Genomic DNA, 23,464 nt, shown 5'->3' with positions numbered 1-23,464 from the left:
TGAATTCTTTGCTTACCTGCAAAAGACCGGGTTAGATAAAAACTCAGTGATCATGATTTATGGTGACCATTACGGAATTTCAAATTCTGAAAACAAGGCTTTAGCAACTGCCCTTGATCGTAACCCAGATGACTGGACAGACTTTGATAATACTCAACTTCAACGAGTACCATTAATGTTTGTCATTCCTGGTTCTGGCGGCCACGGAGGAATTTATCACCAATATGGTGGCGAAGTTGATGTTCTACCGACCCTGCTTCACCTTCTTGGAATTAGCACCAAGCGGTATATCCAGTTTGGTACCGACCTCTTCTCTAGTCAGCACAGTCAGGTCGTTGCCTTCCGTAATCATGATTTTGTGACCCCACGTTTCTCCAGCATTAGCGGAACAATTTACGATAATAAGACTGGTAAAATTGCTAAATTAACTGCAAAGCAAAAGAAACAGCTAAAGAAGAATCATAAACTTGTTAATACCGAATTATCACTTTCCGATTCCTTAAACGAAAAGAACCTTCTTCGTTTCTACCATCCAAAGGGCTTCAAGAAAGTTAACCCTGCGGACTACAATTATTCCAATGGTTTGAAGCGTGAGAAACAAATCGAAAAGGAATTAGGAGATAAGTCAACCAGCATCTTCTCAAAGAACGGCGATCGTTCAACCGTTGATGATTACTCAACCGACGCTCCTGAACAAAATCACTCCTCAACCGATTCTAACCGAATCAAAATTACTAACCCGGATGGGAATAACAAGTAGAGTGTGAGTCAGCAGAGCGTGAAGACGTAAAGAGCTCCCGGATGATAACGATTTCTCTCGACGAGGGCGACTTGCGCCTAAGCGGTGAACCAGAAAACTTGTTTTCGTCTGTGAACCCTCGCAAGGCTGACTAGAACTTTATGGATATAAAGTTCAGTCAGCTACTGCGGAGAGAGGTCGTTATCTTGAGGGAGCTTAGGCTGAACGCGTTTCGACTAAGTTGCAGTAGGACACATTAGCTCTAGTAAGTCCCTGGCAAGCACGTTTTGACAATGATATAAAAACTTAACTACATAACAAAGCAAAAAGCACCGGACTACAATTAAAATTGTAGTCCGGTGTTTTTAAAATTTTATGGCAAAGTAGAAACGTACTCAACTTGCTAGAGCTAATATTCTAGGCAACATGGTCAAAATGTGTTCGCCGTGACCGCAACTTCCGCCTAGCTATCCCGGACTTGATTGTAAACAATCATCGTCCGGGATTTTCTAGTGCTCAGTTGCTAGTTCGTCACGACTCACACTCTATTTAATTCCAAATTCTCTGCCAAAGGTTTCCGCGGTTGATTGTTTCGGTACTTTGTAGTGGGATAGTGACCGGCTTATTATCGACGGTTCTGATGTCAGAGCCGGTAACTGCGATGGTTCCGAGTCGTTCACCCTTCTTAACTGGTGCGTTCAACCTTGCTTTATGGTTAGTTAAGTGCTTGTAATAACGAGGCTGAATAGTGTACTGAGCAGTCTTTTGCATCTGCCATACTGTAAACGAATGAGGTCCAACAGTTAGCATCCGTTTAGTACCATTAGAAACCCGCTTTTGCGACTGCTTTTTATTCAGTGTTAGCACTTGTTGGTGGGCATTTTGAATAAAGTACTGGTACAACTTCTGCGTTTGCGTAAACCGAGCATCCTTATCCTTACCGTTAGCATGAAGAACAACAGTGATCAGTCGATGCCCCTGGTAACTCCCCGTACTAGCGAAACAAGCTCCGGCAGCCTCAGAAGTTCCAGTCTTCAAACCATCAATCTGCACACCGTCAACGGTATATTTGCCACCTGAAAGCATCTTATTAAGATTTTCAACTTCCTTTGTCTTCCCCTTGGCAATCGTAAATTGGGCTTTAGGCTGACTTGTAACTTTTAGAACACTTGGATAGTGTTTAACCAAGTACTGCGACATCAAAGCAACATCACGTGCAGTCATCGAGTTTTCAGCATTGTTACTGATTCCCGCTTGCTTCAGCCCTTTCAGGTCACCATTCTTCAGCCCAACTGGATTAACAATTGTGGCATCGGTAATTCCTATCTGTCGAGCCTTCTTTTGCATTTTTTCGTTAAACTGTTTGATGGTACTTCCATCAGCAGTTGCTAATGCTAAGGCCGCCCCATCAGCAGATTTAATCAACGTTGCATTGAAAAGCTCCCGCACCGTGTATGATTGTCCAGCTTGTAACCCAATTGCAGAATAGTTTGAATCATTAGAAACCTCAGCGATCTTTTTACTGATCTTTACTTTAGTATTCCATGAAAGCTGGTGATGGTTAATTTCATCTTCAATCACGCTTACTGTTAACAGCTTACTAATTGAAGCAATCGGTAGCTTTTCCTCACTATTTTGCTGATAAATAATCTGCCCCGTATCAGCATCGATCATAATTGCCGATCGACTATCGATCATTTGGGCAGCGGATGCTGTTTGCGGTCTTGCAACCACACAACAAATCATCAGTAACAATGTCGAAAGAAAAGCGATAACCTTTTTCATTTTTATTCTCCAATCAGCTGCATTTAACCAACTATTTCAACTTTTGTGCCCACCGGCAAATTCTCTTCCATCCACTTTGCATCTGCCACTGATAACCGAATACAGCCATGCGAGCCCGTGGATTTTCCTAATTTAGCAGCTTCTTTTTTATTGTATGATCCGTCCGCATTGGTTGGAACACTGTGGAACAAGTATTCTCCATGATTTAACCAGGAAGTATAGTAATTAGCTCCTTCTTTTAATCGCGCATTGTAAAAACTATTTCCCCGTTCCTGTTGAACATAAAAAGTACCCGTTGGTGTCATACTCTTCATTTTACCTGTTTTAGGATCTTTCTTATAAATCCCACCGGTTGAATACATTGTGTAGATCACATGATTACCATCATATAAATAGGTGCGGTTAGTCTTTAAATTGACCTTGATCCACAAGTGCTTAACCTTACTCAGATCAGGGTATGCCTTTGTTTCAGAAGACTTTCGCCAATCAATTGGTGTCCGCATCTGGCTGCTAGAACTAGATGATGATTGCTTTTGAGCAACTGTTTTTGTAACAGTAGTGGCCGCCGTGCTCCCCTGATCGTTCGCACTAGTCTTTAAGCTTGAATGAACACCAAAAATAGCAATTATTAGGCAGAATAACGCATAAATAACGTATCTACTTCTTTTCATTAATTTTACCTTACCCCTTTTAATTCAACTACCAATAAAATCATTTCTATTATATTATAGACTATTAGATAATCAATCGTATTTTAAATGAATAATAAGAGGTAACAGAATGCGTCAAAATTTGAAGATCAGCTACCTTACCGCAATTTTCTTTTTTATTGTTGCGGTGATTTGTGCTAACTTAATGTAATTGGAGATCAGCTCTATGCAAAGTATCAGTAACCTTTTTAACAATCTTTGGACATATATTCTCACCCATAAATGGTCAAAAGATATTCTGCGAGGAAACATCCTCTTTATTTCTCTCATAATCATCTATGATCTTTGCCATTTTCAATTAGCAATCATCACATGGGGGATCTTCTTTAAATTTTGGATTATTCTCAACATCTGTTACCTTTTTAAATTATTTCTTGATCTATTTTAATGTTCTTAAAATTAGTAGTTACTTTCCAATCTTCATTGATGAACTGTGAGTTGCTAGCCGTTTAGTCGGGTAAAGTTTCTTAGCAAGGGCCGTGATTGCGGTCGGAGCTTCACCAAAAGCAGTCGCAATTAACGCTGTCTTTCCAGGATAGGTAATCCCATCCCCAATTGCATAAACATTTTCAATATTTGTTTGCATCGTTGAATCAACCTTAATCAGGTTTCGCTCAGCAGCTAAATTAAGCGACCATTGATCAAGTGCCGCATTATTTGACGTAAAACCATAGTTAACCACAATCCGATCAACGTTCAAGTTTGTCATTTCATCACTACGCATCTTCTTTAACTTCAACGTGACAGATTGATCGTCTTCCACCTGAAGTTCCTTTGGTAAGAACGGTGTAACCAAGTTCACGCTTGATTGCTTTAAAAGTGAAACAGAATGTTCCATCCCGCGGAACTGATCTCGACGGTGAACTAGCGAGACCTGCTTAGCTATGGGCTCAAGCATTAATGCAATATCAATGGCTGAATTACCGCCACCCAAAACCGCTACTCGTTTGTCAGCAAAGTCATCACGGTGAGTAACAAAGTAGTGAAGCTGGTTGCCCTCAACCTCATCTGCTCCATCAAGAGCCAATTTTCGGGGCTTAAATGCGCCATTTCCTAAGGCAATCACAATTGCCCGGGAATGAGAAACTCGGCCAGCACTCTTAACCGTAAATGTCCCGTCTGCTTCCTTTACAACATCCTCAACGGTCTCATTTGTAAACTGGTCAACCGGAGCTACCGCAAGTTGCTTTTGCAGCTGACTTACTAATTCGTGTCCCGTTACTCCTGGAAGTCCTGCAACGTCCCAGATTTGTTTTTCCGGATAAAGAGCATTAACTTGGCCGCCAAGTTGGGGCAAGCTTTCGATCAATTGGGCGTTTAATTCATGGAGTCCACAATAAAAGGCCGCAAACATTCCTGCAGGTCCGCCACCAATAATTGTAATGTCATACATTTTTGCCATTCGCCATGGCTCCTCTCTATTCTTTTTTCTTATTGTAATTGATTTTTGCTGAAATTAAAATTGCGGGGCCAGCATCATTTAGCTATCATTAACATAAACTAGCTAACTGGAGGAAAATATCATGGCCACTAAAAAAATGATCCTGGATCTAGATACAGGGGTCGATGATGCGTTAGCTCTTGCGTATGCAATTGCTGACCCCAACATTGACTTAATCGGAGTTGTTGCTTCTTACGGTAATAACTTATTAGAGCAAACCGCTAAGAACTCATTACAGCTGCTTGAATTACTCGGCCAAGACGTCCCCGTTTTTAAGGGACTTAGCCACTCAAGCACTACTGATCATTTTACAGTCATGCAAGTCAGCAAGGAGATTCACGGAAATAACGGAATCGGTGATATTTCACTTCCTGAACCGCGTCACCAAGTTCAAACTAAAGACGGTGTTGATTTTATCATTGAAGCGGCTCATCAGTACAGTAAAGACCTCATTGTCGTTCCGACTGGTCCATTGACAAACCTTGCTGCTGCACTACATCGGGATCCGCAGATCAGTCGCTTAATCGGTAATGTTACTCTAATGGGCGGGGCGTTGACAGTCGAAGGAAATGTTAGTGAAGTTGCTGAGGCCAATATTAATCAAGACGCTGAAGCTGCTAACGAGGTCTTTACCAGTCAATTACCAATCACAATGGTTGGCCTTGATGTTACTTTGCGGACACTCCTCACAAAAAAAGAAACTCAGCAGTGGCGTAATTTGGGAACACCGGCTGGAATTGCCTATGCTGAACTCACTGATTTCTACATTGATGCCTACTATCGGTTAGGGATCGATAAGCTTGGCTGTGCAATTCATGATCCGCTGGCAGTCGGCGTGGCAATTGACCCATCATTTGTAACCACCCTTGCTCTGCCAATGAAAGTTATTACTAGCGAACATAATTATGCCCGGACAATCGGCGATAAGATGCGGTTAAATGAACCCCATCCAAATGTTAAGGTTGCAATTAACGTTAACCAAGAACGATTCGTTCCCGTCTTTATGAACCACCTGACTAATCTTTTAGCCAATCACTAAATTAACTGTCGAAGAATCTGTTTTTGTTGTATGATAGTAACAAAAGAAAATCATTTGTCTGGGGTGCCACTTGGCTGAGATTAGACCCATTGAACCTGTCTAGATAATACTAGCGAAGGAAGCGCGTTTTTAATCAACCAATTAAGGGACCATGACATTTTTTGTCACGGTTCTTTTTCTTTCCCCAAGAAAGGAATCATTATGTTTCATCAATTTCACTTAAAAGATATTATTCTCTTAGCAATCATCGGAATCGTTTTTGGAGTAATCTACTTAGCAACTGGCCTGCTTTATAACGGTTTAACAATTGCCTTGACTCCCTTTGGCTATGGACCAATGGCTAACGATATTACATTAGGGATTTGGTGTATGGCTGGCCCGTTAGCTGGTTTTATGCTCCGCCTTCCCGGTGCCTCATTTCTCGGTGAATTTCTCAGTGCCGTAGTGGAAATGCTCCTCGGTGATCAATGGGGCGTAACCACCCTGCTCTCGGGTCTGGTTCAAGGAATCGGGACCGAACTTGGTTTTACCTTAACGCTTTATAAAATATACAATTGGGTAACATTACTTCTCTCCGCAACAACTACCACGATTCTGACATTTGCCTGGGATTGGTTCCGGAATGGTTACAGCCATTTCCCATTTTCAATGTTAATTGTGATGTTAATTGTTCGCTGGCTATCAATGTTTTTCTTCACCGGTGTCCTCGTTAAACTCATCGTTAACCTGTTAAACAGAAGTCACGTTCTTTCGAGGTAGAATGAATGGAATCAATAGCTATTCAACATCTGACATTCTCATATAAAGGTGACCAGCCGATCCTTAACGACGTCTCCCTTGAGTTGCCACTTCATACTTCAATCATCTTCAGCGGACCCGTTGGCAGTGGAAAAACTACCCTGTTAAAGTTGATCGCTGGCCTACTTCCAAAATACGGTGGCAACTGTTCAGGGAAAGTCATCATTCCCCATGGGCAACGGATTGGGATGCTCTTTCAAGATCCAGCAATGCAATTCACAATGGATACCCCACAACATGAATTAGAATTTACCCTAGAGAATCTTCAAATTCCTCACGAAGAAATTAACAAGCAGGCAAGGGATGCCCTGGCCTTTGTTGGTTTAGAAAAGCTTTCCCAGCAAAAACTAACTACCCTTTCCGGTGGTCAATTACAGCGGGTTGCGTTGGCAATTACAATTGCAATGAAAGCAGAGATCATTTTACTCGATGAACCTTTTTCAAGTATTGATGAAGCTAACCGGCTGTTTCTCCTTCAAAAACTAACCCAGCTTCAAAATGAAAATGGCACAACAATCATTATCAGCGAGCACGATCTCCATAATTACCAAAATTTTAGCCAGCTTGTTGTTCAGTTCCACGACTCTAAAGCCACACTTCTTTCACCGCAAAATATCTTGACACTGTTAGAAAATGCTAACCACCAGCATAGTAGCAAGCTGATCACCAAAATTCCCCCGCTAACTGCTAATATCGTTATGAAGTTAAAAGACTATGCTATAAGTCGTAATCAAACTTCCCTTATTAAGCCCACCAGCTTAAATATTATTCAAAACAAAGTTACCTTACTAACTGGTGCTAGCGGTGCGGGAAAATCAACTCTTCTTAAATCGATTGCTAAGTTAACTCCCTACCAAGGAGAAATAACGTATAAGGATCAAAACATTCAAAAAATATTCCCCGGGAAATATTATTCTAAAGTCGGTTTAATCTTCCAAGAAACCAATCAACAATTCCTAAACGTTACTGTCGGTGAAGAACTAATGTTAAGCATCAAAAATGGTCATAACCCATTTTTAACCTCCAAAACAGCAAAGGAACTTTTAGCAATGGTCGGTCTGCCTGATATTAGTCAAAGAATTATTTATTCACTGAGTGGCGGCCAGCGAAAACTTATTCAAAACCTTGTCATGCTAATAATGGGACAGGAAATTTTGCTAATGGACGAGCCATTTGCAGGCCTTGACCATAAATCATTGCAGAAGTTACTGACCCTTATTGAACAGAGCAAGCAACACTTTCCACAAACCTTGCTAATTGTGAGTCACCAATTAGATCACTTAGCTAGCGTGGTTGATTATCACCTTAGTCTTACTAATCAGCAGCTTTCATATCAAGGAGGGCCACAAAATGAATCCCAGCATTAAACTTCTCCTCCTTCTCCTTATTTCACTCGAGATTAGCTTTACAAATCAGCTCTATGTAAACCTAATCCTTATCGTCTGTCTTTTGGTCGTTCTCCTCTGTCACCACCTAACATGGCGTCGCTTTATATGGCTAATGCTAATCCCCGTAATCCCTGGGCTTGCGGTTCTCATCACTATTGGCGGATATGGTCCAGGACATAGTTGGCTTACTGGATGGAGTATGGTAAGTCGCTTTTACGTTTATGTTTTTGCTGGCGGAGTAATGACTTTCACAACCTCAACACTTACCCTAGCGCGATCATTAGAACAGAACTGTCATCTTCCCAGTAAGTTCGCCTATGGTACCTTAGCAGCGTTAAATATTTTGCCACGAATTAAACGAACCGTTATTTCAATTAGGGTTGCCGGAAGAATGCGCGGAATTAATCTTCATTGGTGGTCGCCAATTCTTTACTTCAAAGCAATTCTTTCAGCCATTAGGTGGTCGGATCAACTAGCTCAGGCAATGGAGACTCACGGTTTTCGTGAAGGGCAGCCACGGACTTTCGCTGTCCAAATTCCTATTTCTTGGTCTGATTGGGCAATCCTAATAACTAGCATCATTATTCTCCAGGTTCTGCTAATTGCACTCCCGCAATAGATCAGGCATAATGAAGAAAAATGATTGGAGATTTTTTCACTATGAATAACGATATTAGTTTATCCAAACGAATCATTGGGGCCCTTTCGTACCTCAGTATTCTTTTTCTTCCAGTAATTTTTCCACTAATTGTCTGGATTGTTGCCGGAAGCGATAATCCTTGGGTTAAACGCCAGGCTAAGTTAGCCTTTTGGACGCAAATTTTCCCACTACTATACATTATCTTCTGCTTCCTATTTATTAGCGTAGCAGCTTGGCATTCAATGATTGCTAATCTGGGCGCATTCAGCGGGATCCTACTAACTTTTGCCCTGTTAATTGCGTTAATCCTCTATATTTATAATATTGCAATGGCAGTGAAGGTTCTTCTGGGTCGTGAATAGTTTAGCAGTCTTTTAGAAGGAGTTGAGTAAGTAAATGAACATTATTTTTACAATCTTTCTATTACTGGCTGCCGTCGTTATCGCTAATATTATTCACCTAATTTATCCGAAAATTCCGTTATCAATCTACCAGATTGTGGCCGGGATTCTAATGGCATCCCTGCCAACCACCGCCACTGATTTCACAATGCATCCAGAGTTATTCATGATGGCGGTTATTGCCCCATTGATGTTTAATGATGGTCAAAATCAGTCATTTAGGGTTTTATCAAAAAACGTTAAAAATATCCTGTCGCTAAGTGTCGGTTTTGCGCTTGTTGCGGTAATTATTATCGGTGCTACCCTTCATTTAGCCTTTCCCAAGCTATTTACTCTGCCCCTCGCCTTTATGCTAGCGGCAATTATTACACCAACCGATGCCGTTGCTGTAAAATCGTTAACTACTAACGTAATGATGCCTGAAAATGTCAATACGACTTTGGAAGTTGAATCCCTCTTTAACGATGCTTCAGGAATCGTACTGTTAGACCTCGCACTTGCCGCTTTTACCTCTGGAACCTTTTCACTTGCCCACGGAATTTGGTATTTCTCTTACGTATTCTTCGGTGGGATCATCTTCGGGGCAATCCTAGGCAACCTTCTGATTACTCTTCGAATGAAATTGATGAGTCAACACGTTGATATTGGTTCAATTGTGATCCCAATTAACGTTATGACTCCGGTTGTTATTTACTGGCTAGCTGAAGAATGCCATTTTTCCGGGATCTTAGCGGTTGTCTCCGCGGGGGTTGTTCATAGTATCCTCTATGATCGGTTACGCCTAACCTCCGCCAAAGTTCAAATGGCAACAAAGACAATTTGGACAATCATTAGTGACGCCCTCAATGGAATTGTCTTTGTTCTTTTAGGGCTCTTAATCCCCCAAGTAATTGGACGAACTTCACCAGCTAACCTCTTAAAACTAATTAGTCTCTCGGTAATGCTTTTCTTAATAATGTTAATTCTTCGGTATGCTTGGGCTCGCTGGCGATTAGTTAACCTGCATTCACCAAAGGAAGAACTTAACCGTGATAGTTGGTTACTTGCTTTGGGAGGCGTTCACGGGACCATCACGCTTTCTTTAGCCTTCTCCCTGCCGATTATTGTTAGCGGTCATCAATTTGCCTTCCGGAATTCAATTATCCTCATCTCGGCATTGGTAATCCTAACTAGTATTATCGTCGGGGCAATTGCCTTTCCAATAATGCTTCCACGAAAAGCTAATGACTACAGTGCAACGGAATTTCATGATGCCCTCGTCAAAACAGTTCAATATGCAATCAATGAACTAAAGTCAAATACCGAGGATCGGGCTGAAAAAGCGATCATCATGGATCAGTTAAGCAGTCAAATGACCCAATATTACCGGATTAATTCGGTTGTTTTTGAGAAAATTGCCCGGAAATCTCACCAACTAGAATTGGAAATTATTGAGCAACTTGCTGAAGAGGAAAAGATCTCTGAAAAGCAAGCTGAATGGTATTCACGAATTGTCGCCCGTTCAATTTATAATACCGGGAACCACACTTTTATGTCCTTTGTCTCGACTGTTATTCACCGAATCAAATGGCGAATTATCCGGCACCGTAACGGTAAAGTTCAAGCCCAACACCGTCGTCAGCTTGAACAACACCAGCTTCATCCCGACCAATTCTTATCATTTAAGGCTGTCTTTAACCTTCTTAATCAAGAGGTTAATAAATTCCTTGATACAATTCAAACGCCAAAGAACGTCAATGAAATTACAATGATTCGCCGTGCTTATCTTCAGCGAGCCCACTTCTTTAACCGTGATTCACAAGTTGACGCTGACAGGATGAATGCTCTCTTTGTTGAAGCATTTCAGTTTGAGCACTCATATGTTCAGCAGTGCCTTGCTGATGGCAAGTTTTCTCAATCACTTGCTAATGCGCTCAATGAACAAATTTCAACCGATGAACTTGTAATGGTTCAGTCAATGGAATAAAAATGAAGCTGGAAATCAAGCTTTTTAAGAGTCCGTTCGTAACTAGACACTAGGGCTCTGCTTGATTCCCAGCTTCTTCAGTTATTTAAAGCGATAAAATCAGCCCAATTACTGCTGGAATAAATTGGAATAGCCAAATTTTCTTTGTAGCGGTTAAGGCGCCATATAACCCAACAACTGCAACGAAAATAAGTAATAAACGACCTACCATAATCGCAGTCATCCCCAGGAAAATAAACTGACTAGCAATCAACGATACTCCAAGCATTCCGTTGTAGATTCCCTGGTTAGCCATTGAAGTTCTTGCAGCCTTTTGGCGAAGAAAAGATTCTTCCATATCAAATGCTTTGGCTTGTTTTGCAGGGCTAGCAAACATTTCTAGCACCATAATCCCTAGATGTTCAATTCCAATTAAGATTGTAACGATTTCAAATGCAATTCCCAATTTTTGCTTCTCCTATCCGTTTTTGCTTCGACTGTTAATTATAACATTGTTGAAATGGGCTTCCACTTAGATGAGGTTCTACTGTCACAGAGTCAAAACGTGTTCGCCGTGACCGCAACTTCCGCCTAGCTATCCCGTCCTTGATTGTAAACAATCATCGTCCGGGATTTCCTAGTGCTCAGTTGCTAATTCGTCACGGCTCACACTCTATTTTACATACCTCCCCAAAAACCTTTCAAGATGGTGGCGGTAGGATTGAGGAGAGTGGGCGAAGGAAGAAGCGTGGGAAGCACCGTTAACGACCCATAATTGCTTAGGGCCTTGAGTAGCTCGATAGTTGGCATATACCATATTGGTTGGAACAAAATGATCGTTACTCCCGTGGATGAAGAGCATTGGCAAATGATTATGGTGCAAACTATTAACGGAACTAGCCTCACCAGTAAAGAAGCCGTTACGAATTCGGTTGATCAAACTGAGCGTCTTAACTAATGGCCAGCGAATTGGCGTTGGAATATTGTATAGATTCCCCGCTTCATAGTTAAGCTCATCATTGAGACTGCTATACCCGCAATCTTCAACATAGGCCTTCACCTGTTTCGGCATATGGATTCCACTCGTCATCATCGTCGTAGCTCCACCCATGCTGACACCATAAATTACAACCTGACTATCTTGACCATTATGTGCAATTAGTTTTTGAGTCCACTTACGAACGTCATAACGTTCCGGCCAGCCATAGCCAATATATTTTCCCTGGCTTTGACCATGAGCGCGGGCATCCGGCACTAGAACGTTATACCCCATCTGGTGAAACAGCGCTGCATACTCGCCCATTTTTTCTTTATTCCCCATAAAGCCATGAAGAATTACCACGTTCTTAGTCGTTTTATGACTTGCCGGAATGTAATCCGCAACCAACCGGTAATTCTTAGTGACAGATTTCATTGTCCAATGTTGTTTTTGGGCATGCTTAAACCACATTTTTTGGGTGTATAACGGATCACTCTTTTCGATTCGCTGATTATTCTTAACAAATGACTTATGACCAGGAACCATCCCAACGTGGAAAAAATAAGATCCTGCACCAAAAAGTGCAACTCCAAGCACCACTAACACCGTGATTATCCCACGACGGACCCAATGTTTTTGTTTCTTTTGTTGTAAGTTCAAAATAATTAACCCCATGTTGCATTTTTTGTTAACGGTCATGATTTTATCACAGAATATTTTTAATTGCACATTTTTCCACGAAACGTGGCTTCCAATGTTAAAATAAAGGTTAGTACTAAAGGGAGTGACTTGATGTTTCCAGAAAGATTACGCGCCTTACGTAAAGGGCAAAAGATCACATTAAAAGAATTAGCTGAACACCTCAATCAGAATCTCGGTCCTAACGAAAAGCCAAATACTGCTTCACAAATTGGTAACTGGGAACGGGGGATCCGGACACCATCTTACATTGAAGCTCGTAAGCTAGCCGAGTTTTTTGATGTCAGTCTTGACTACCTTACCGGGAAGTCAGATCGAGATGACTTTGACCTTGCTAAACTATTAATTTCCGCCCGCAATTTAACCTTTAATCAAACAGATATTAGTAGCGATGACCGTTACGAAATTTTCCAACTGATCGATGGCTACTTAAAGGGACGGAATAACCGTCTTGATACAGATAAATTCTACGGAAAACAAGAACAGCTTAATTTGAAGTTAAAGTAAGGAGCTATTATGAATCCAAAGCAACTAAAGAAGCTTAAGAAGCGGATTAAGAAGGCCCAGAAAGTTCTCCAACAGCCCAAATATATTGAAGAACTTACTCAATATCGTGACTTATTTGATCCTTTTCCAGAGGTTAAATTCTTAATTAATAATGCCTTAGAAAGTGACCGGTTGCTTAAAAACGGCCTTTTACCACAACCATTACCTCACCTTCTTCTTCCTGATGACATTCAAGATCAAGTATTCACGTACGTTAACCAGCATTATCCAAAGGGCGATCCACGGGGTGACGCTTTATGGAATAAATATTCAGCCGCTCTTCCTAAGCTAGATAAAGCCCTCCGCAATTTTCGTGACTACCTTGAAGATACTTATGGCATGTGGTCATACGTCAATGCTCCCTTCGCCAAGGCATTAGCGGAATACTTAAATGGTGCACCAGTTCTCGAAATTATGGCTGGAAACGGCTATATCTCTAAGGGGATCCGGAATAATAACGCTTCGGAAAAAATCTTCACTACGGATAGTCAAGCCTGGACAAAAGAGAATGAAACCGGAAAACACCCCGTCACCCAAATTGAGAAGTTAGATGCTATCGAGGCAATTAAAAAATATGGTAATCAAGTTAAATACGTCATTATGTCTTGGGCACCAGACAAGCAGGAAACGGATTGGGAAGTTCTCCAACTTCTCAGAAAAGATTACCCAGAAATTAACCTTCTAGTAATCGGTGAGAAGAATGGTGCAACTAATTCAAAGATTTTCTGGCATAATGCCCAATTAAGTCAGGATGAAGCTTTGCAAAAGGTTAACCGGCAACTTCATTCATTCGACTTAATCGACGAGCAAATTTATCTCGCAAAGTAATTAAAGACCGCAAACTTTTTAGTGGCGGGTCTTTTTTTTTGTATTCCCTAGTAATTCAAGTTATTATTCGATACAATATTGCAAGTTTGAAATTTTTAAGGAAAGGAAAACTGTCCGGCATTCTGTCGATCAGTAAGGGTTAAATACAATGAAGTACCGTCTTCAATCAATTTTATTCGTGTTTGTTGCGTTTATGCTCGGCTGTAATGAATACATGATCGTTGGTGTTCTTCCCGATATTGCACACCAATATCATGATTCATTATCAACGCTTGGACTGCTCGTAACTGTCTTTGCACTTGTTTATGCTATTTTCACCCCAATTATTACATCACTCGCGAACCGCTGGCGACGACACCACGTTTTGCTTGTCTTGATGGTGGTATTTTTTATCGGCAATACCTGGACTGCTCTTGCTAGCAACTTTATTTCAATGCTTTTCTCACGAGTATTAACGGCTACTGTTGCCGGAGCAATTATTTCAATCGTGTTAGTAATGGCTAGTTTTGTAGCACCACGGGAAAAGCGGGCCAGCCTGGTCTCCTGGGTCTTTGCCGGCTTTAGTATTGCCTCCGTTATTGGGATTCCAATCGGTACGGTGATCAGTACTACTTTCTCATGGCACGACAGTTTCTGGATGATTTCTGGCCTAACAATTTTTGTCTTTGTCTCTTTAATCTGGCTGGTCCCAAAAGACACCCCACAATTCAAGAGTACTCTAAGCAAACAATTCACTCTTTTAAAGGACACACGGGTTCTGCTCGGGGTTGTCTTCATTGTTACAGTCTGTGCTGCTGATTACACTATCTACACTTACATCCGGCCATTAATCACTAACGAAATGGGATTTAGTAATACCTGGCTAAACTGGCTGCTGTTCGGTATGGGGATCTTCTTTATCATCGGAAATAAGTTTGGTGGCTACATTGCTGATAATGGTGGGATTCACCGGTTAGGCGGAATTTATATTGCAATGACGATTCTCTATCTCCTATTTGGACCGTTGCTATCATTCAAATGGATTGCCATCATCATCGTTGCATTGCTTTGTATTGCCTTCTCCTCCTATGGTTCTTCAACCCAGTTAATGTTCCTCGACATTGCTGAAAAGGAATATCCGCAGTCATTAGACCTTGCCTCATCCCTTAACTCAATCTTCGCCAACATTGGGATTTCTCTCGGCTCATTCACCGCGTCCCAAGCTGTTGCCTTTTTGCCAATGCGCAACTTAGGCTACGTTGGTGCGGTTTATGGTCTTGCCGCAACAATCCTTGTCCTGGTTCTAAGTAAGAAGTATACGGGGATGCGTTTTTAAAAAATAAGCTGGGAATTAACCCATTTAAGAGCCTGGTTGCGAAACGGAGTGATCTTATATGGATTCCCGCGATTAGACTCGGTAAATTCGAAAACTACTAAATAATAGTGAGAGGCTGAAAAAACGAAATGTTTTTTCAGCCTTTTCTTAGTGGACAAACGTACAATATGCGAATAACAGAAGAACGAACAAAACAAAGTAACCAAAGAAATACCATTCTCTCATTTCAATCACCCCTCATCTTCATTGTAAGCCCTTCCAGAAGAGAAAGCTAGCAATTAAGGGAAAAGAAAAAGCTAACCTAGAGCTGTATTAACAACTCTAGGTTAGCTCCGTGTATTGATACCATCTCAGGAAACTAGTCGGTGTCCACTCCGACTACTTCCAGGCACCTCACAATCCGGTGAGTTATGTGCCCCACGTTCGAAATGTCTTATGGTAGCCATTTGGGTTGCTACCAGACCTCTCGACTCATCGCAAAGAATAATTTAACACGAATGGACCAATTGCGCAAGTTTTATGCGTCTGCTCGTGCTTCCATCACATCGGCAAGGTGCTCAGCAAGCCACTCTTGAAGCCTCTTAATAAGGGGATCGATGTTTCCTGCCAGGTCAGTTTCGTTGGCTAACTCATCGATCCGTAGCCCAGACTTATTAACATCTTCACTCTCCATTACCATGTAGAGGTTCACCGGGTAGCTAATCTCCTTATCCAAAAGCTTGCCATCTAACCGCTCAGCTTCTGCCATTGGAATATTGATCAGGTTGGTATCAAGATGAAAAATCACTGGATCACCTTTCTTAACCCTAATAGTGATTTGATACTTTCCTAAATGCCCTGTATCTAATGCATCGATCACTGTTTCTATTGCTTTTTTTAATGTTGTTTTTTGTTGAACCTTTGATGCGGTTGTTTCGTTTTCGGTAATAAGTACCTTGTTACCAACAACCTGATCTAAATAATCTGCAACTGTTAATTTCATGTTCCGTCTCTCCTTACCGGATCAAAAAAATGTGGTTAATCCACCATCCGGAAATGATCAATCAACCACATTTTACTAAAGATCACAGTAAAGCTCAATTAAGCTAATAGATCCGCAATTTGATCCGTTGGAATACCAGTAATGTATTGCTGGGTACCATTTTCATTCAAGACCTTGGCAATTGCGTCATGATCATACTTAACTCCCTTAAGCTTGGCCGCTAATTCACTAATATCTTGCGGGCCAAAGAAGTCACCGTAGAACTTTACATTCTTAATCACACCGTCTTTAACATCAAACCGGGCATCAATTGTCCCCATGTCAAAGTGCTTCCGCCGCTTAATAGTAAATTCAGGAGACTTGCCGTAGACCCAGTCCCAGTTGTTATAGTACTGTTCATAAATCTTATCAATTTCCTTTTGATCTTCTGGAGTAACCACGTATTGCTTATCCTTAATTTCGTCTAAACTATCCACGTGGAAGAGTCCCTTAATCAAATCATCACGGAAAGTTGGAACATCAATGTCCTGATATTCCTTATCAAGGAATGGACGCAGGTTAGTAACCCGTGACCGAACTGACTTGATTCCCTTTGATGCGATCTTATCCTTGGCAACATGGAGGGCGTCTGCAACAACGCTCAAATCAACGTTCAACATCAATGTCCCGTGAGAGAACGTCTTGCCATTCCGTGAGTACATTGCGTTGCCAGAAAACTTCTTACCATCAACTAGGATATCATTCCGTCCACTAACTTCAGCAGTCGTTGCCCCCATTTTATGTAAAACATCAACAATTGGTTGGGTAAAGGACTTAAAGTCACCAAATTCTTCACTATCGCTTGGGACAACAAAACTAAAGCAGAGATTTCCGAGATCTTGGTAAACGGCACCACCACCAGAAAGCCGCCGGGTTACCCGAATGTTATGCTCTTTAACGTAATCGTGATTGATTTCTTCAAGAGTATTCTGGTTCCGCCCAACAATGATGCATGGTTCTTCGTAGTAAAAAAGAACTAGTGGTTCCCGACCAAAATCCTTATCATTCATCAAATACTGTTCGGTTGCCAAGTTCATCCCAATATTATGGGAAGTCATTGAAACATATCGCATATTAACTGCAACTCCTTTGTGAAGATTCTAACTATTATTAGACTAAATTCGGTAAATTGTCCTTTAATCTACCTTTAAAGTTTAGTCCTATTTGCAACCGTTTTCAATCATAGGGATTAATTTTAGTAAAATTATATTTTTTATTAACTACGATTTAAGATAAACATTTATAATTAAAGTAAAGAGTTCGAAAGGAAGTAAGTTCGATGAAGGATATGCAATATCAAAACATTGTTGCGGCAATTGATGGATCAAAGGCAACCATCCCCGTACTAACAGCAGCCGTTAAGTCTGCAATACAAAATCACGCCCACTTGGATCTTCTCACAATTGAGCAAATAGGCCAAATTACAGATGGCTACATTACCGATAAAACCGTCAGTAGCGATCAAACATATAGTTTAGTTCAAGCCACTGAAGAACGGTTAGAGGATCTTAAGATGCGCGCTTGGAAAATGGGGCTTCTTGATGTTAGTATCCATATTCGTTTCGGTAATCCTAAACAGGTCATTGCTAAAGACTTCCCTAAAGATCACCATAACGATCTAATCGTCATTGGAACGACCGGACTTTCAAGCGTTGAGCGGTTTGTCCTTGGTTCGGTTACCAATTACGTTAACCGTAACGCCCTCTGTGATGTTCTCGTTGTTCGGACAGAAGATAACAATTAGGAGGCACTTGTGAAAAATATCGTTGCAGGAGTTGTCGCACACGTTGACGCAGGAAAAACCACCCTTTCAGAAGCTCTTCTTTACCGTGGAGGAACGCAACGACAACTGGGACGGGTTGATAATGGTGATTCTTTTCTTGATCCAAACACCCTTGAAAAGCAACGCGGAATCACTATTTTTTCCCATCAAGCAAGCGTCAATTATGACGACTTTCACCTCACTTTGCTTGATACCCCGGGACACGTTGATTTTGCGGGGCAAACTGAACAAGTGCTCCCTGTTCTTGACTACGCTATTCTAGTTGTCTCAGCAACCGATGGAATCCAAGGCTCTACCCGGACACTATGGCGTCTCCTAGAGAAATACCAAGTTCCAACATTTATTTTCATCAACAAGACAGACGTCATTGGTGCCGAACCTGCTCAAGTAGTTCAAGAATTACAGTCAGAATTTTCTCCCGCCTGCCTATCATTTTCTGAACCGCTAACCGCTGACACAATTGAAGTAATCGCAATGACTGATGATAAAGTTTTAAGTGATTACCTTGAATCCGGTGAAATCAGTGATAACACCATTCAGCAATTAATCAACCAGCGGAAGATTTTTCCAATTTATTCTGGTGCAGCCCTTAAATTAACGAGGATTGATGACTTTATTGCTGGCTTTTCTAAGTGGACCGTTGAACCATCACTGCCGACGGAATTTCAGGGACGAGTTTTTAAGATTTCTCATGACGATAAGGGAGAGCGCCTAACCTGGATTCGGGTTCTTGGCGGCAGTTTTAAGGCAAAGGAAGAACTGATTCCAAATGAAAAAGCTAACCAATTACGCGTCTATAATGGTGCTAAGTTTACCGTTGTTCAGAAGATTTCAGCTGGTGAAGTTTGTGCAATTACTGGTCCTACCACAACCTTTCCGGGTCAGGGATTAGGAACTACTGATGATCTGCCACTCAACGAAATTCAACCAGTTCTTAGTTACGCAGTTAATTTAAACGGCACCGATCCCCATAAATGCTTATTAGCGTTACGAGAACTAGAGGATGAAGAGCCCCACCTTAACGTTCAATGGTCGGAACACCTTCAGGAAATTCATCTTCAAATTATGGGAGAAGTCCAACTCGAAACCATTCAACAACTGCTTGATCAGCGCTACGGAATCAGTATCAGCTTCGATGAAGGAAACATTCTTTATAAGGAAACCATTACTTCAAAGATAATCGGCATTGGCCATTTTGAACCGCTACGACACTATGCTGAGGTTCACCTTTTACTTGAACCTGGCAAACCAGGAAGCGGGCTGTCCTTTGCTAACGAGTGTAGTGTTGATGTCCTTAACCATAATTGGCAAGAACAGGTAATGACCAGCTTACGGGATAAGGAACATCGGGGCGTCTTAACTGGTGCGCCGTTAACAGATGTCAAGATCACCCTAATTAACGGTCGTGGAAGTATTGTCCATTCTGTTGGCGGGGATTTTCGTGAGGCAACATCCCGCGCCGTTCGTCAAGGACTGATGGAACTTAAACAGTCTGGTAACTGTGAACTACTTGAGCCTTGGTACCAATTTAGGTTAACTGTTAGCCAGGAACAAGTTGGTCGCGCAATTAACGATATTCAGCAAATGGCCGGTACATTTAAGCTTAACGATGATCATTCAAATTCATCTACCACCGTTATTACCGGGACTGCCCCAGTCACTGAGATGCGCAAGTACGCATCAGTAGTTCGAGCATATACTCATGGACAGGGGCAGCTTGAATTAACAGTTAGTGGCTACCAAAAGTGTCATAACGCTGACGAGGTTATTACAAAAGCAAACTATAACCCGACCGCTGATTTGGCTAACACTCCTGATTCTGTTTTCTGTGCTCATGGTGCTGGCTACCCTGTTAAGTGGGATCAAGTCCCATCAATGGCTCATGTGACAGATAAGTAAAACGAGACCTGAAATAATTTTCAGGTCTCGTTTTTTAGCCACTTAACCAATAACCGCTCGCCAACGATGAATTAGCAACCATTCAATTAGCTTTAAGATTCCGGCACACAAGAGCGTCAGCACAACTGTTAACAATGTTCCCCATAAAATAGGCACAACCTGCTGTGACTGGAGACCTTCAAATAGTAGCTGTCCTAATCCACCAGCATTAATCGTAGCCGCAATTGTGGCAATTCCCATTGTTGAAGCTAAGGCGACTTGGAGTCCACTGAAAATGGCAGGTGTTGCAAGAGGTAGCTGAACCTTAAAGAACACTTGCTTTCTTGTCATCCCCATTCCCTTAGCAACCTCAATTAATGCTGGATCGATTTCCTGAATACCAGTAATGAAGGTTCTTAATAAAACATACTCACAATAAATTGTTAAGACAATAATTGCCGTGCGCATTCCTAAACCGGAAATAGGCAATAAGAGGGCAAAAAAGGCAAAACTGGGAACTGAATAAAGCAACGAAAAAAAGTAGGTTAACCCATTCAACCAGTTTTTTCTGTGCATCAATAACAGGATCATGGCTCCCGCAATCACCAGAGCAATTCCTAAAGAAGCCAGAACCATCACAGCGTGTTGTTGCAAGTCGATGAGCATCGTTGACCAATTAATTTTCCAATACTCAATCATGATACTGCCTCCAGAGCTCTTGATTCTGTTGAACTGTTCCCAAAAGTTCTTTAACAAAAGGAGTTGCTGGATGAGAAATAATTTCTCCCGGTGTTGCAAACTGCTCAATTCGTCCTTCGTGCATTATCATCACTCTCTGGCCCAGGAAGAATGCCTCATTAATATCATGGGTAACAAACATAAAGATTTTATTTGCTAGCGATTCGTGAATTCGTTTAACTTCTTTTTGTAATTCAATTCGCGTTAGAGCATCTAAGGCCCCAAAAGGTTCGTCAAAAAGAACGTATGGCGGGTTAACAGCTAATGCCCGAGCAACGCCAACCCGTTGTTGCTGTCCACCGGAAAGTTGACTAGGGTACCGATTAGCATATTTTGCTGGATCGAGTTGAACTAAAGCAAGTAATTCCTTCACCCGCTGATCGATCTTTGACTGCTCCCACTGCAGCATTTTCGGCACTACTGCAATATTTTCCGCAATCGTCATGTGAGGAAAAAGCCCGATCTGCTGAACAACGTAACCCATATGACGACGTAATTGTACTAGATCAAGATCACTAATTTTTTGACCATCAATCAGGATCTCTCCAGCATTCGGCTTCCAGAGGCCATTAACCATTTTAAGGGTCGTTGTCTTGCCGGAACCGGAAGAACCAAGGATGGTCACAAACTCTCCTTGGTTGATCTCAAAACTCAAGTCCGGAATTACCACATTTTTGCCAAATTGTTTTTGAACATGTTTAAATTGAATAACTGGCTTCGTCATACCGCCGGGCCCTCCTAATCAAAAAATCAAATCCAGCCATTGAAAGCAACGCCAGGATCGCCACACTAACTCCACCGATAACAACATAGGTCATATCGTATAATCCCAATCCGGTAAAAATTAATGTTCCTAATCCGCCAGCACCAATATAAGTAGCTAAAGTGGCGCTCGCAATGATTTCAACAAGGGCTAACTTTATCCCATTCAAAATATAGGGTAAGGCAAGCGGGATCTCGATTTGTCGCCGCAACTGTTGACGACTCATTCCTAAGGCAGTGCCAACTTCCTTATATAATGGACTAACCTCGTTAAAGCCGAGAATTGTGTTGATTAATAATGGTGGTAATGCCAAAACAACAAGTGCAATCAATGCTGGAGTCATCCCCGTTCCGATAAACGGAATTAATAAAAAGAGTAACGCTAAACTCGGAATAATCCGTAATACCTGGGAAAAAGCAGTACAAAAGGCTGCTACTGTCTTGATCCGCGAACCAATATACCCCAACGGCAACGCAATCGCCATTGCAATTACCAATGTAATCCCACTAAGGTAAATATGTTGCCAAACGTATAACCAGTATTGACTACTGTCCGTTTGAAAATAATGAATAATTTGCGATACCAAAACGTCACTCCCCAATTTCTTTGAAACGACCCATCTACTAATTCAATACGTGCTCGTTATACCAATTTTTCGCTACTGTCTTATAGTTTTGACCATCAACATCAACTTTTTTATTAAGACTAGTCAACTGCTTGGTAGTTAACTTAGCATCAACCTGGTTCAAAGCCTTTTCCATCTTTGGGTGACTCTTGGCTGCCTTCTTATTTACTAGTGGAACAAGATTATATGGCGACCACAGTCCTTTATCATCTTTCAATAGGGTAAACTTACTAGTAGCAAGCTGACCGTCCGTAGTAGAAACCGGTGCTGCGTCTCCCTTATTTTGTGACATAATTTTATACTTTAAGCTGTCATCGTAATCCTTATGGGACTTAAAGTTGTATTTCCCGTATTTCTTATTCATCCCTGGTAACGCATCTGCCCGTTTATCAAACTCTCCTTGGGAAACAAACCGAATATGACTAGCATTTTTTTGGAGATCGCTTAACGTCTTAATATTATATTTTTTAGCAACACTCGTCCGCATTCCAATCCCTTGACGATTATCTCCTGGTGCATAATTAAAAGTTACTAGACCATCTTTCTTTACACCATTCTGTGCTAATGATGCCATCTGTGAAGCACTCTTACCATTAGCACTTTTCTTTAGGTACGCCTCGACAATTGTTCCAGTATATTCTGGATAAACATCAATCTGCCCAGTCTTGACTGCACGGAAAACAACAGAATTAGAGATATTTGGTTTCCGCACTACCTTATATCCAGCATGTTCTAATGCTAATGCGTAAATTTCACTAACTGTTTTACTTTCCGAAAAGCTCTTAGAACCAACGATAATCGGCTTACTGCTTGCACTGATGGTCGTTGGAATACTACTACCAACCAAAATCATTATGCCAAGCAAAGCTAGTCTAGTAATCAACTTCCTTAAACGAGTTGTCATTCTTCTGCCTCCATGATTAGTAACTTAAACAGTTTCATCGTTCAAACTTATAATTCTAAGCTTATATTACTGATAATATGTTGTCAAGAAATACAAATGACTTTCTTCTGGATAATTGTAACACCAGCTGTTACAATTAGTTATACAGAAAAGGAGTAATTAACATGAGAATCTCAACTCGTTTTAGCGATAGTATCCATATTCTCGCTTTTATTGAAACCTACAAGGGTAAATTACCATTAAGTAGTGAACACATCGCCGAAAGTATTGAAACTTCTCCAGTAGTAGTTCGCCGATTGATGGGAAAATTACGGAGTGCCGGATTGATCAAAACTGTCCATGGTTCGGCTGACCCTAAGCTAATGCGTGAACCAAAGGATATTTCCCTCTATGACGTTTTCCTTGCGGTCGAGGATGAACAGCACCTTTTTGCAATTGATCCTAAGACTAATCCTGATTGCATTGTTGGTGGCAACATTCAAACAACCCTTAGCGAATT

The 23,464-nt window shown here is 41.4% G+C and carries 24 protein-coding genes and 1 riboswitch; of the genes, 13 read left to right on the top strand and 11 right to left on the bottom strand.

What is annotated here, in order from left to right; translation table 11 throughout:
* Positions 1-760: LTA synthase family protein (locus HMPREF0549_RS10075; protein ID WP_003716484.1), on the top strand; the 760-nt coding region annotated here is incomplete at its 5' end.
* A 528-nt stretch (positions 761-1,288) separates the two neighbouring features.
* On the opposite strand, the gene HMPREF0549_RS01490 is transcribed toward HMPREF0549_RS10075, so the two are convergent.
* The 3 genes from HMPREF0549_RS01490 to HMPREF0549_RS01475 form a co-directional block, all read right to left on the bottom strand.
* On the bottom strand, positions 1,289-2,524 hold the full coding sequence (locus HMPREF0549_RS01490) for a D-alanyl-D-alanine carboxypeptidase family protein (protein ID WP_003716483.1): 1,236 nt from the start codon (positions 2,522-2,524) through the stop codon (positions 1,289-1,291).
* 23 nt (positions 2,525-2,547) lie between these two features.
* Positions 2,548-3,195: a L,D-transpeptidase gene (locus HMPREF0549_RS01485; RefSeq protein WP_003716482.1), complete on the bottom strand. Its 648-nt coding sequence runs from the start codon at positions 3,193-3,195 to the stop codon at positions 2,548-2,550.
* 445 nt (positions 3,196-3,640) lie between these two features.
* The gene (locus tag HMPREF0549_RS01475; protein ID WP_003716481.1) at positions 3,641-4,636 is read right to left on the bottom strand and encodes an NAD(P)/FAD-dependent oxidoreductase; all 996 of its coding nucleotides are present in this window, start codon (positions 4,634-4,636) and stop codon (positions 3,641-3,643) included.
* Positions 4,637-4,757: 121 nt separating this feature from the next.
* Here HMPREF0549_RS01475 and HMPREF0549_RS01470 point away from each other — a divergent pair, with 121 nt between their 5' ends.
* The 6 genes from HMPREF0549_RS01470 (at position 4,758) to HMPREF0549_RS01445 (ending at position 10,907) form a co-directional block, all read left to right on the top strand.
* Positions 4,758-5,714: a nucleoside hydrolase gene (locus tag HMPREF0549_RS01470; protein WP_003716480.1), complete on the top strand. Its 957-nt coding sequence runs from the start codon at positions 4,758-4,760 to the stop codon at positions 5,712-5,714.
* Between the two features lie 49 nt (positions 5,715-5,763).
* A riboswitch (TPP riboswitch) is annotated at positions 5,764-5,853 on the top strand.
* Between the two features lie 62 nt (positions 5,854-5,915).
* Entirely contained in the window at positions 5,916-6,473 is a 558-nt protein-coding gene (locus tag HMPREF0549_RS01465; RefSeq protein ID WP_003716479.1) for an ECF transporter S component, read from the top strand.
* A 5-nt stretch (positions 6,474-6,478) separates the two neighbouring features.
* On the top strand, positions 6,479-7,879 hold the full coding sequence (locus HMPREF0549_RS01460; protein ID WP_003716478.1) for an ABC transporter ATP-binding protein: 1,401 nt from the start codon (positions 6,479-6,481) through the stop codon (positions 7,877-7,879).
* Positions 7,863-8,519 (top strand): energy-coupling factor transporter transmembrane component T family protein, encoded by a 657-nt coding sequence (locus HMPREF0549_RS01455; RefSeq protein ID WP_003716477.1) that lies wholly within the window; start codon positions 7,863-7,865, stop codon positions 8,517-8,519. Before HMPREF0549_RS01460 ends, HMPREF0549_RS01455 begins: the two co-directional genes overlap by 17 nt.
* 41 nt (positions 8,520-8,560) lie before the next feature.
* The gene (locus HMPREF0549_RS01450; protein WP_040530691.1) at positions 8,561-8,902 is read left to right on the top strand and encodes a magnetosome magnetite crystal formation protein family; all 342 of its coding nucleotides are present in this window, start codon (positions 8,561-8,563) and stop codon (positions 8,900-8,902) included.
* 34 nt (positions 8,903-8,936) lie between these two features.
* On the top strand, positions 8,937-10,907 hold the full coding sequence (locus HMPREF0549_RS01445; protein ID WP_003716475.1) for a cation:proton antiporter: 1,971 nt from the start codon (positions 8,937-8,939) through the stop codon (positions 10,905-10,907).
* Positions 10,908-10,992: 85 nt separating this feature from the next.
* On the opposite strand, the gene HMPREF0549_RS01440 is transcribed toward HMPREF0549_RS01445, so the two are convergent.
* Positions 10,993-11,352 carry a DUF1304 domain-containing protein gene (locus tag HMPREF0549_RS01440; RefSeq protein ID WP_003716474.1) on the bottom strand — a complete coding sequence of 120 codons (360 nt, stop codon included), beginning with the start codon at positions 11,350-11,352 and terminating at the stop codon, positions 10,993-10,995.
* 207 nt (positions 11,353-11,559) lie between these two features.
* Complete coding sequence (locus HMPREF0549_RS01435; protein WP_050754844.1) at positions 11,560-12,540, bottom strand: alpha/beta hydrolase; 981 nt, start codon at positions 12,538-12,540, stop codon at positions 11,560-11,562.
* Positions 12,541-12,657: 117 nt separating this feature from the next.
* On the opposite strand from HMPREF0549_RS01435, the gene HMPREF0549_RS01430 reads away from it, so the two are divergent.
* The 3 genes from HMPREF0549_RS01430 (at position 12,658) to HMPREF0549_RS01420 (ending at position 15,253) form a co-directional block, all read left to right on the top strand.
* Positions 12,658-13,071 (top strand): helix-turn-helix domain-containing protein, encoded by a 414-nt coding sequence (locus tag HMPREF0549_RS01430; RefSeq protein WP_040530688.1) that lies wholly within the window; start codon positions 12,658-12,660, stop codon positions 13,069-13,071.
* A gap of 9 nt (positions 13,072-13,080) precedes the next feature.
* On the top strand, positions 13,081-13,938 hold the full coding sequence (locus tag HMPREF0549_RS01425) for a hypothetical protein (protein WP_003716471.1): 858 nt from the start codon (positions 13,081-13,083) through the stop codon (positions 13,936-13,938).
* A gap of 148 nt (positions 13,939-14,086) precedes the next feature.
* Complete coding sequence (locus tag HMPREF0549_RS01420; RefSeq protein WP_003716470.1) at positions 14,087-15,253, top strand: MFS transporter; 1,167 nt, start codon at positions 14,087-14,089, stop codon at positions 15,251-15,253.
* A gap of 517 nt (positions 15,254-15,770) precedes the next feature.
* Here the strand turns inward: HMPREF0549_RS01420 and HMPREF0549_RS01415 are convergent.
* Together HMPREF0549_RS01415 and lplA are read right to left on the bottom strand one after the other, a co-directional pair.
* Positions 15,771-16,235 (bottom strand): hypothetical protein, encoded by a 465-nt coding sequence (locus HMPREF0549_RS01415; protein ID WP_003716469.1) that lies wholly within the window; start codon positions 16,233-16,235, stop codon positions 15,771-15,773.
* Positions 16,236-16,333: 98 nt separating this feature from the next.
* On the bottom strand, positions 16,334-17,347 hold the full coding sequence (gene lplA, locus HMPREF0549_RS01410; protein WP_040530684.1) for a lipoate--protein ligase: 1,014 nt from the start codon (positions 17,345-17,347) through the stop codon (positions 16,334-16,336).
* Between the two features lie 206 nt (positions 17,348-17,553).
* Here lplA and HMPREF0549_RS01405 point away from each other — a divergent pair, with 206 nt between their 5' ends.
* On the top strand, positions 17,554-18,018 hold the full coding sequence (locus HMPREF0549_RS01405) for a universal stress protein (protein ID WP_003716467.1): 465 nt from the start codon (positions 17,554-17,556) through the stop codon (positions 18,016-18,018).
* Between the two features lie 9 nt (positions 18,019-18,027).
* Positions 18,028-19,956, top strand: a complete 1,929-nt coding sequence (locus tag HMPREF0549_RS01400; RefSeq protein WP_003716466.1) for an elongation factor G — start codon at positions 18,028-18,030, stop codon at positions 19,954-19,956.
* Between the two features lie 42 nt (positions 19,957-19,998).
* Here HMPREF0549_RS01400 and HMPREF0549_RS01395 read toward each other — a convergent pair whose 3' ends face one another.
* Genes HMPREF0549_RS01395 through HMPREF0549_RS01380 form a run of 4 tightly spaced genes read right to left on the bottom strand, consistent with a single transcriptional unit; the run spans position 19,999 to position 22,965 of the window.
* Complete coding sequence (locus tag HMPREF0549_RS01395; protein ID WP_003716465.1) at positions 19,999-20,634, bottom strand: ABC transporter permease; 636 nt, start codon at positions 20,632-20,634, stop codon at positions 19,999-20,001.
* Positions 20,627-21,397, bottom strand: coding sequence for an ABC transporter ATP-binding protein (locus HMPREF0549_RS01390; protein ID WP_003716464.1), 771 nt, complete (start codon positions 21,395-21,397; stop codon positions 20,627-20,629). The genes HMPREF0549_RS01395 and HMPREF0549_RS01390 overlap by 8 nt, the downstream gene beginning before the upstream one ends.
* Complete coding sequence (locus HMPREF0549_RS01385) at positions 21,372-22,037, bottom strand: ABC transporter permease (protein WP_003716463.1); 666 nt, start codon at positions 22,035-22,037, stop codon at positions 21,372-21,374. Before HMPREF0549_RS01385 ends, HMPREF0549_RS01390 begins: the two co-directional genes overlap by 26 nt.
* 22 nt (positions 22,038-22,059) lie before the next feature.
* Positions 22,060-22,965 carry a glycine betaine ABC transporter substrate-binding protein gene (locus tag HMPREF0549_RS01380; RefSeq protein WP_003716462.1) on the bottom strand — a complete coding sequence of 302 codons (906 nt, stop codon included), beginning with the start codon at positions 22,963-22,965 and terminating at the stop codon, positions 22,060-22,062.
* Positions 22,966-23,129: 164 nt separating this feature from the next.
* Here HMPREF0549_RS01380 and HMPREF0549_RS01375 point away from each other — a divergent pair.
* Positions 23,130-23,464, top strand: a 335-nt coding sequence (locus HMPREF0549_RS01375; RefSeq protein ID WP_003716461.1) for an Rrf2 family transcriptional regulator, incomplete at its 3' end; no start/stop codon positions are given.

The organism is Limosilactobacillus vaginalis DSM 5837 = ATCC 49540, from assembly GCF_000159435.1.
GTDB lineage: Bacteria > Bacillota > Bacilli > Lactobacillales > Lactobacillaceae > Limosilactobacillus > Limosilactobacillus vaginalis.
Note: the sequence above shows the minus strand (reverse complement) of the source record. Positions and strands in the feature narration are given on the sequence as shown.

Bases quoted from the DNA above. Each gene is read 5' to 3' on its own strand.
- HMPREF0549_RS01435 (WP_050754844.1), bottom strand. From the start codon at position 12,540: ATGGGGTTAATTATTTTGAACTTACAACAAAAGAAACAAAAACATTGG.
- HMPREF0549_RS01460 (WP_003716478.1), top strand. From the start codon at position 6,479: ATGGAATCAATAGCTATTCAACATCTGACATTCTCATATAAAGGTGAC.
- HMPREF0549_RS01390 (WP_003716464.1), bottom strand. From the start codon at position 21,397: ATGACGAAGCCAGTTATTCAATTTAAACATGTTCAAAAACAATTTGGC.
- HMPREF0549_RS01485 (WP_003716482.1), bottom strand. From the start codon at position 3,195: ATGAAAAGAAGTAGATACGTTATTTATGCGTTATTCTGCCTAATAATT.
- HMPREF0549_RS01490 (WP_003716483.1), bottom strand. From the start codon at position 2,524: ATGAAAAAGGTTATCGCTTTTCTTTCGACATTGTTACTGATGATTTGT.
- HMPREF0549_RS01445 (WP_003716475.1), top strand. From the start codon at position 8,937: ATGAACATTATTTTTACAATCTTTCTATTACTGGCTGCCGTCGTTATC.
- HMPREF0549_RS01470 (WP_003716480.1), top strand. From the start codon at position 4,758: ATGGCCACTAAAAAAATGATCCTGGATCTAGATACAGGGGTCGATGAT.
- HMPREF0549_RS01405 (WP_003716467.1), top strand. From the start codon at position 17,554: ATGAAGGATATGCAATATCAAAACATTGTTGCGGCAATTGATGGATCA.
- HMPREF0549_RS01475 (WP_003716481.1), bottom strand. From the start codon at position 4,636: ATGGCAAAAATGTATGACATTACAATTATTGGTGGCGGACCTGCAGGA.
- HMPREF0549_RS01380 (WP_003716462.1), bottom strand. From the start codon at position 22,965: ATGACAACTCGTTTAAGGAAGTTGATTACTAGACTAGCTTTGCTTGGC.
- HMPREF0549_RS01450 (WP_040530691.1), top strand. From the start codon at position 8,561: ATGAATAACGATATTAGTTTATCCAAACGAATCATTGGGGCCCTTTCG.
- lplA (WP_040530684.1), bottom strand. From the start codon at position 17,347: ATGCGATATGTTTCAATGACTTCCCATAATATTGGGATGAACTTGGCA.
- HMPREF0549_RS01430 (WP_040530688.1), top strand. From the start codon at position 12,658: ATGTTTCCAGAAAGATTACGCGCCTTACGTAAAGGGCAAAAGATCACA.
- HMPREF0549_RS01465 (WP_003716479.1), top strand. From the start codon at position 5,916: ATGTTTCATCAATTTCACTTAAAAGATATTATTCTCTTAGCAATCATC.
- HMPREF0549_RS01425 (WP_003716471.1), top strand. From the start codon at position 13,081: ATGAATCCAAAGCAACTAAAGAAGCTTAAGAAGCGGATTAAGAAGGCC.
- HMPREF0549_RS01455 (WP_003716477.1), top strand. From the start codon at position 7,863: ATGAATCCCAGCATTAAACTTCTCCTCCTTCTCCTTATTTCACTCGAG.
- HMPREF0549_RS01395 (WP_003716465.1), bottom strand. From the start codon at position 20,634: ATGATTGAGTATTGGAAAATTAATTGGTCAACGATGCTCATCGACTTG.
- HMPREF0549_RS01415 (WP_003716469.1), bottom strand. From the start codon at position 16,235: ATGAAATTAACAGTTGCAGATTATTTAGATCAGGTTGTTGGTAACAAG.
- HMPREF0549_RS01420 (WP_003716470.1), top strand. From the start codon at position 14,087: ATGAAGTACCGTCTTCAATCAATTTTATTCGTGTTTGTTGCGTTTATG.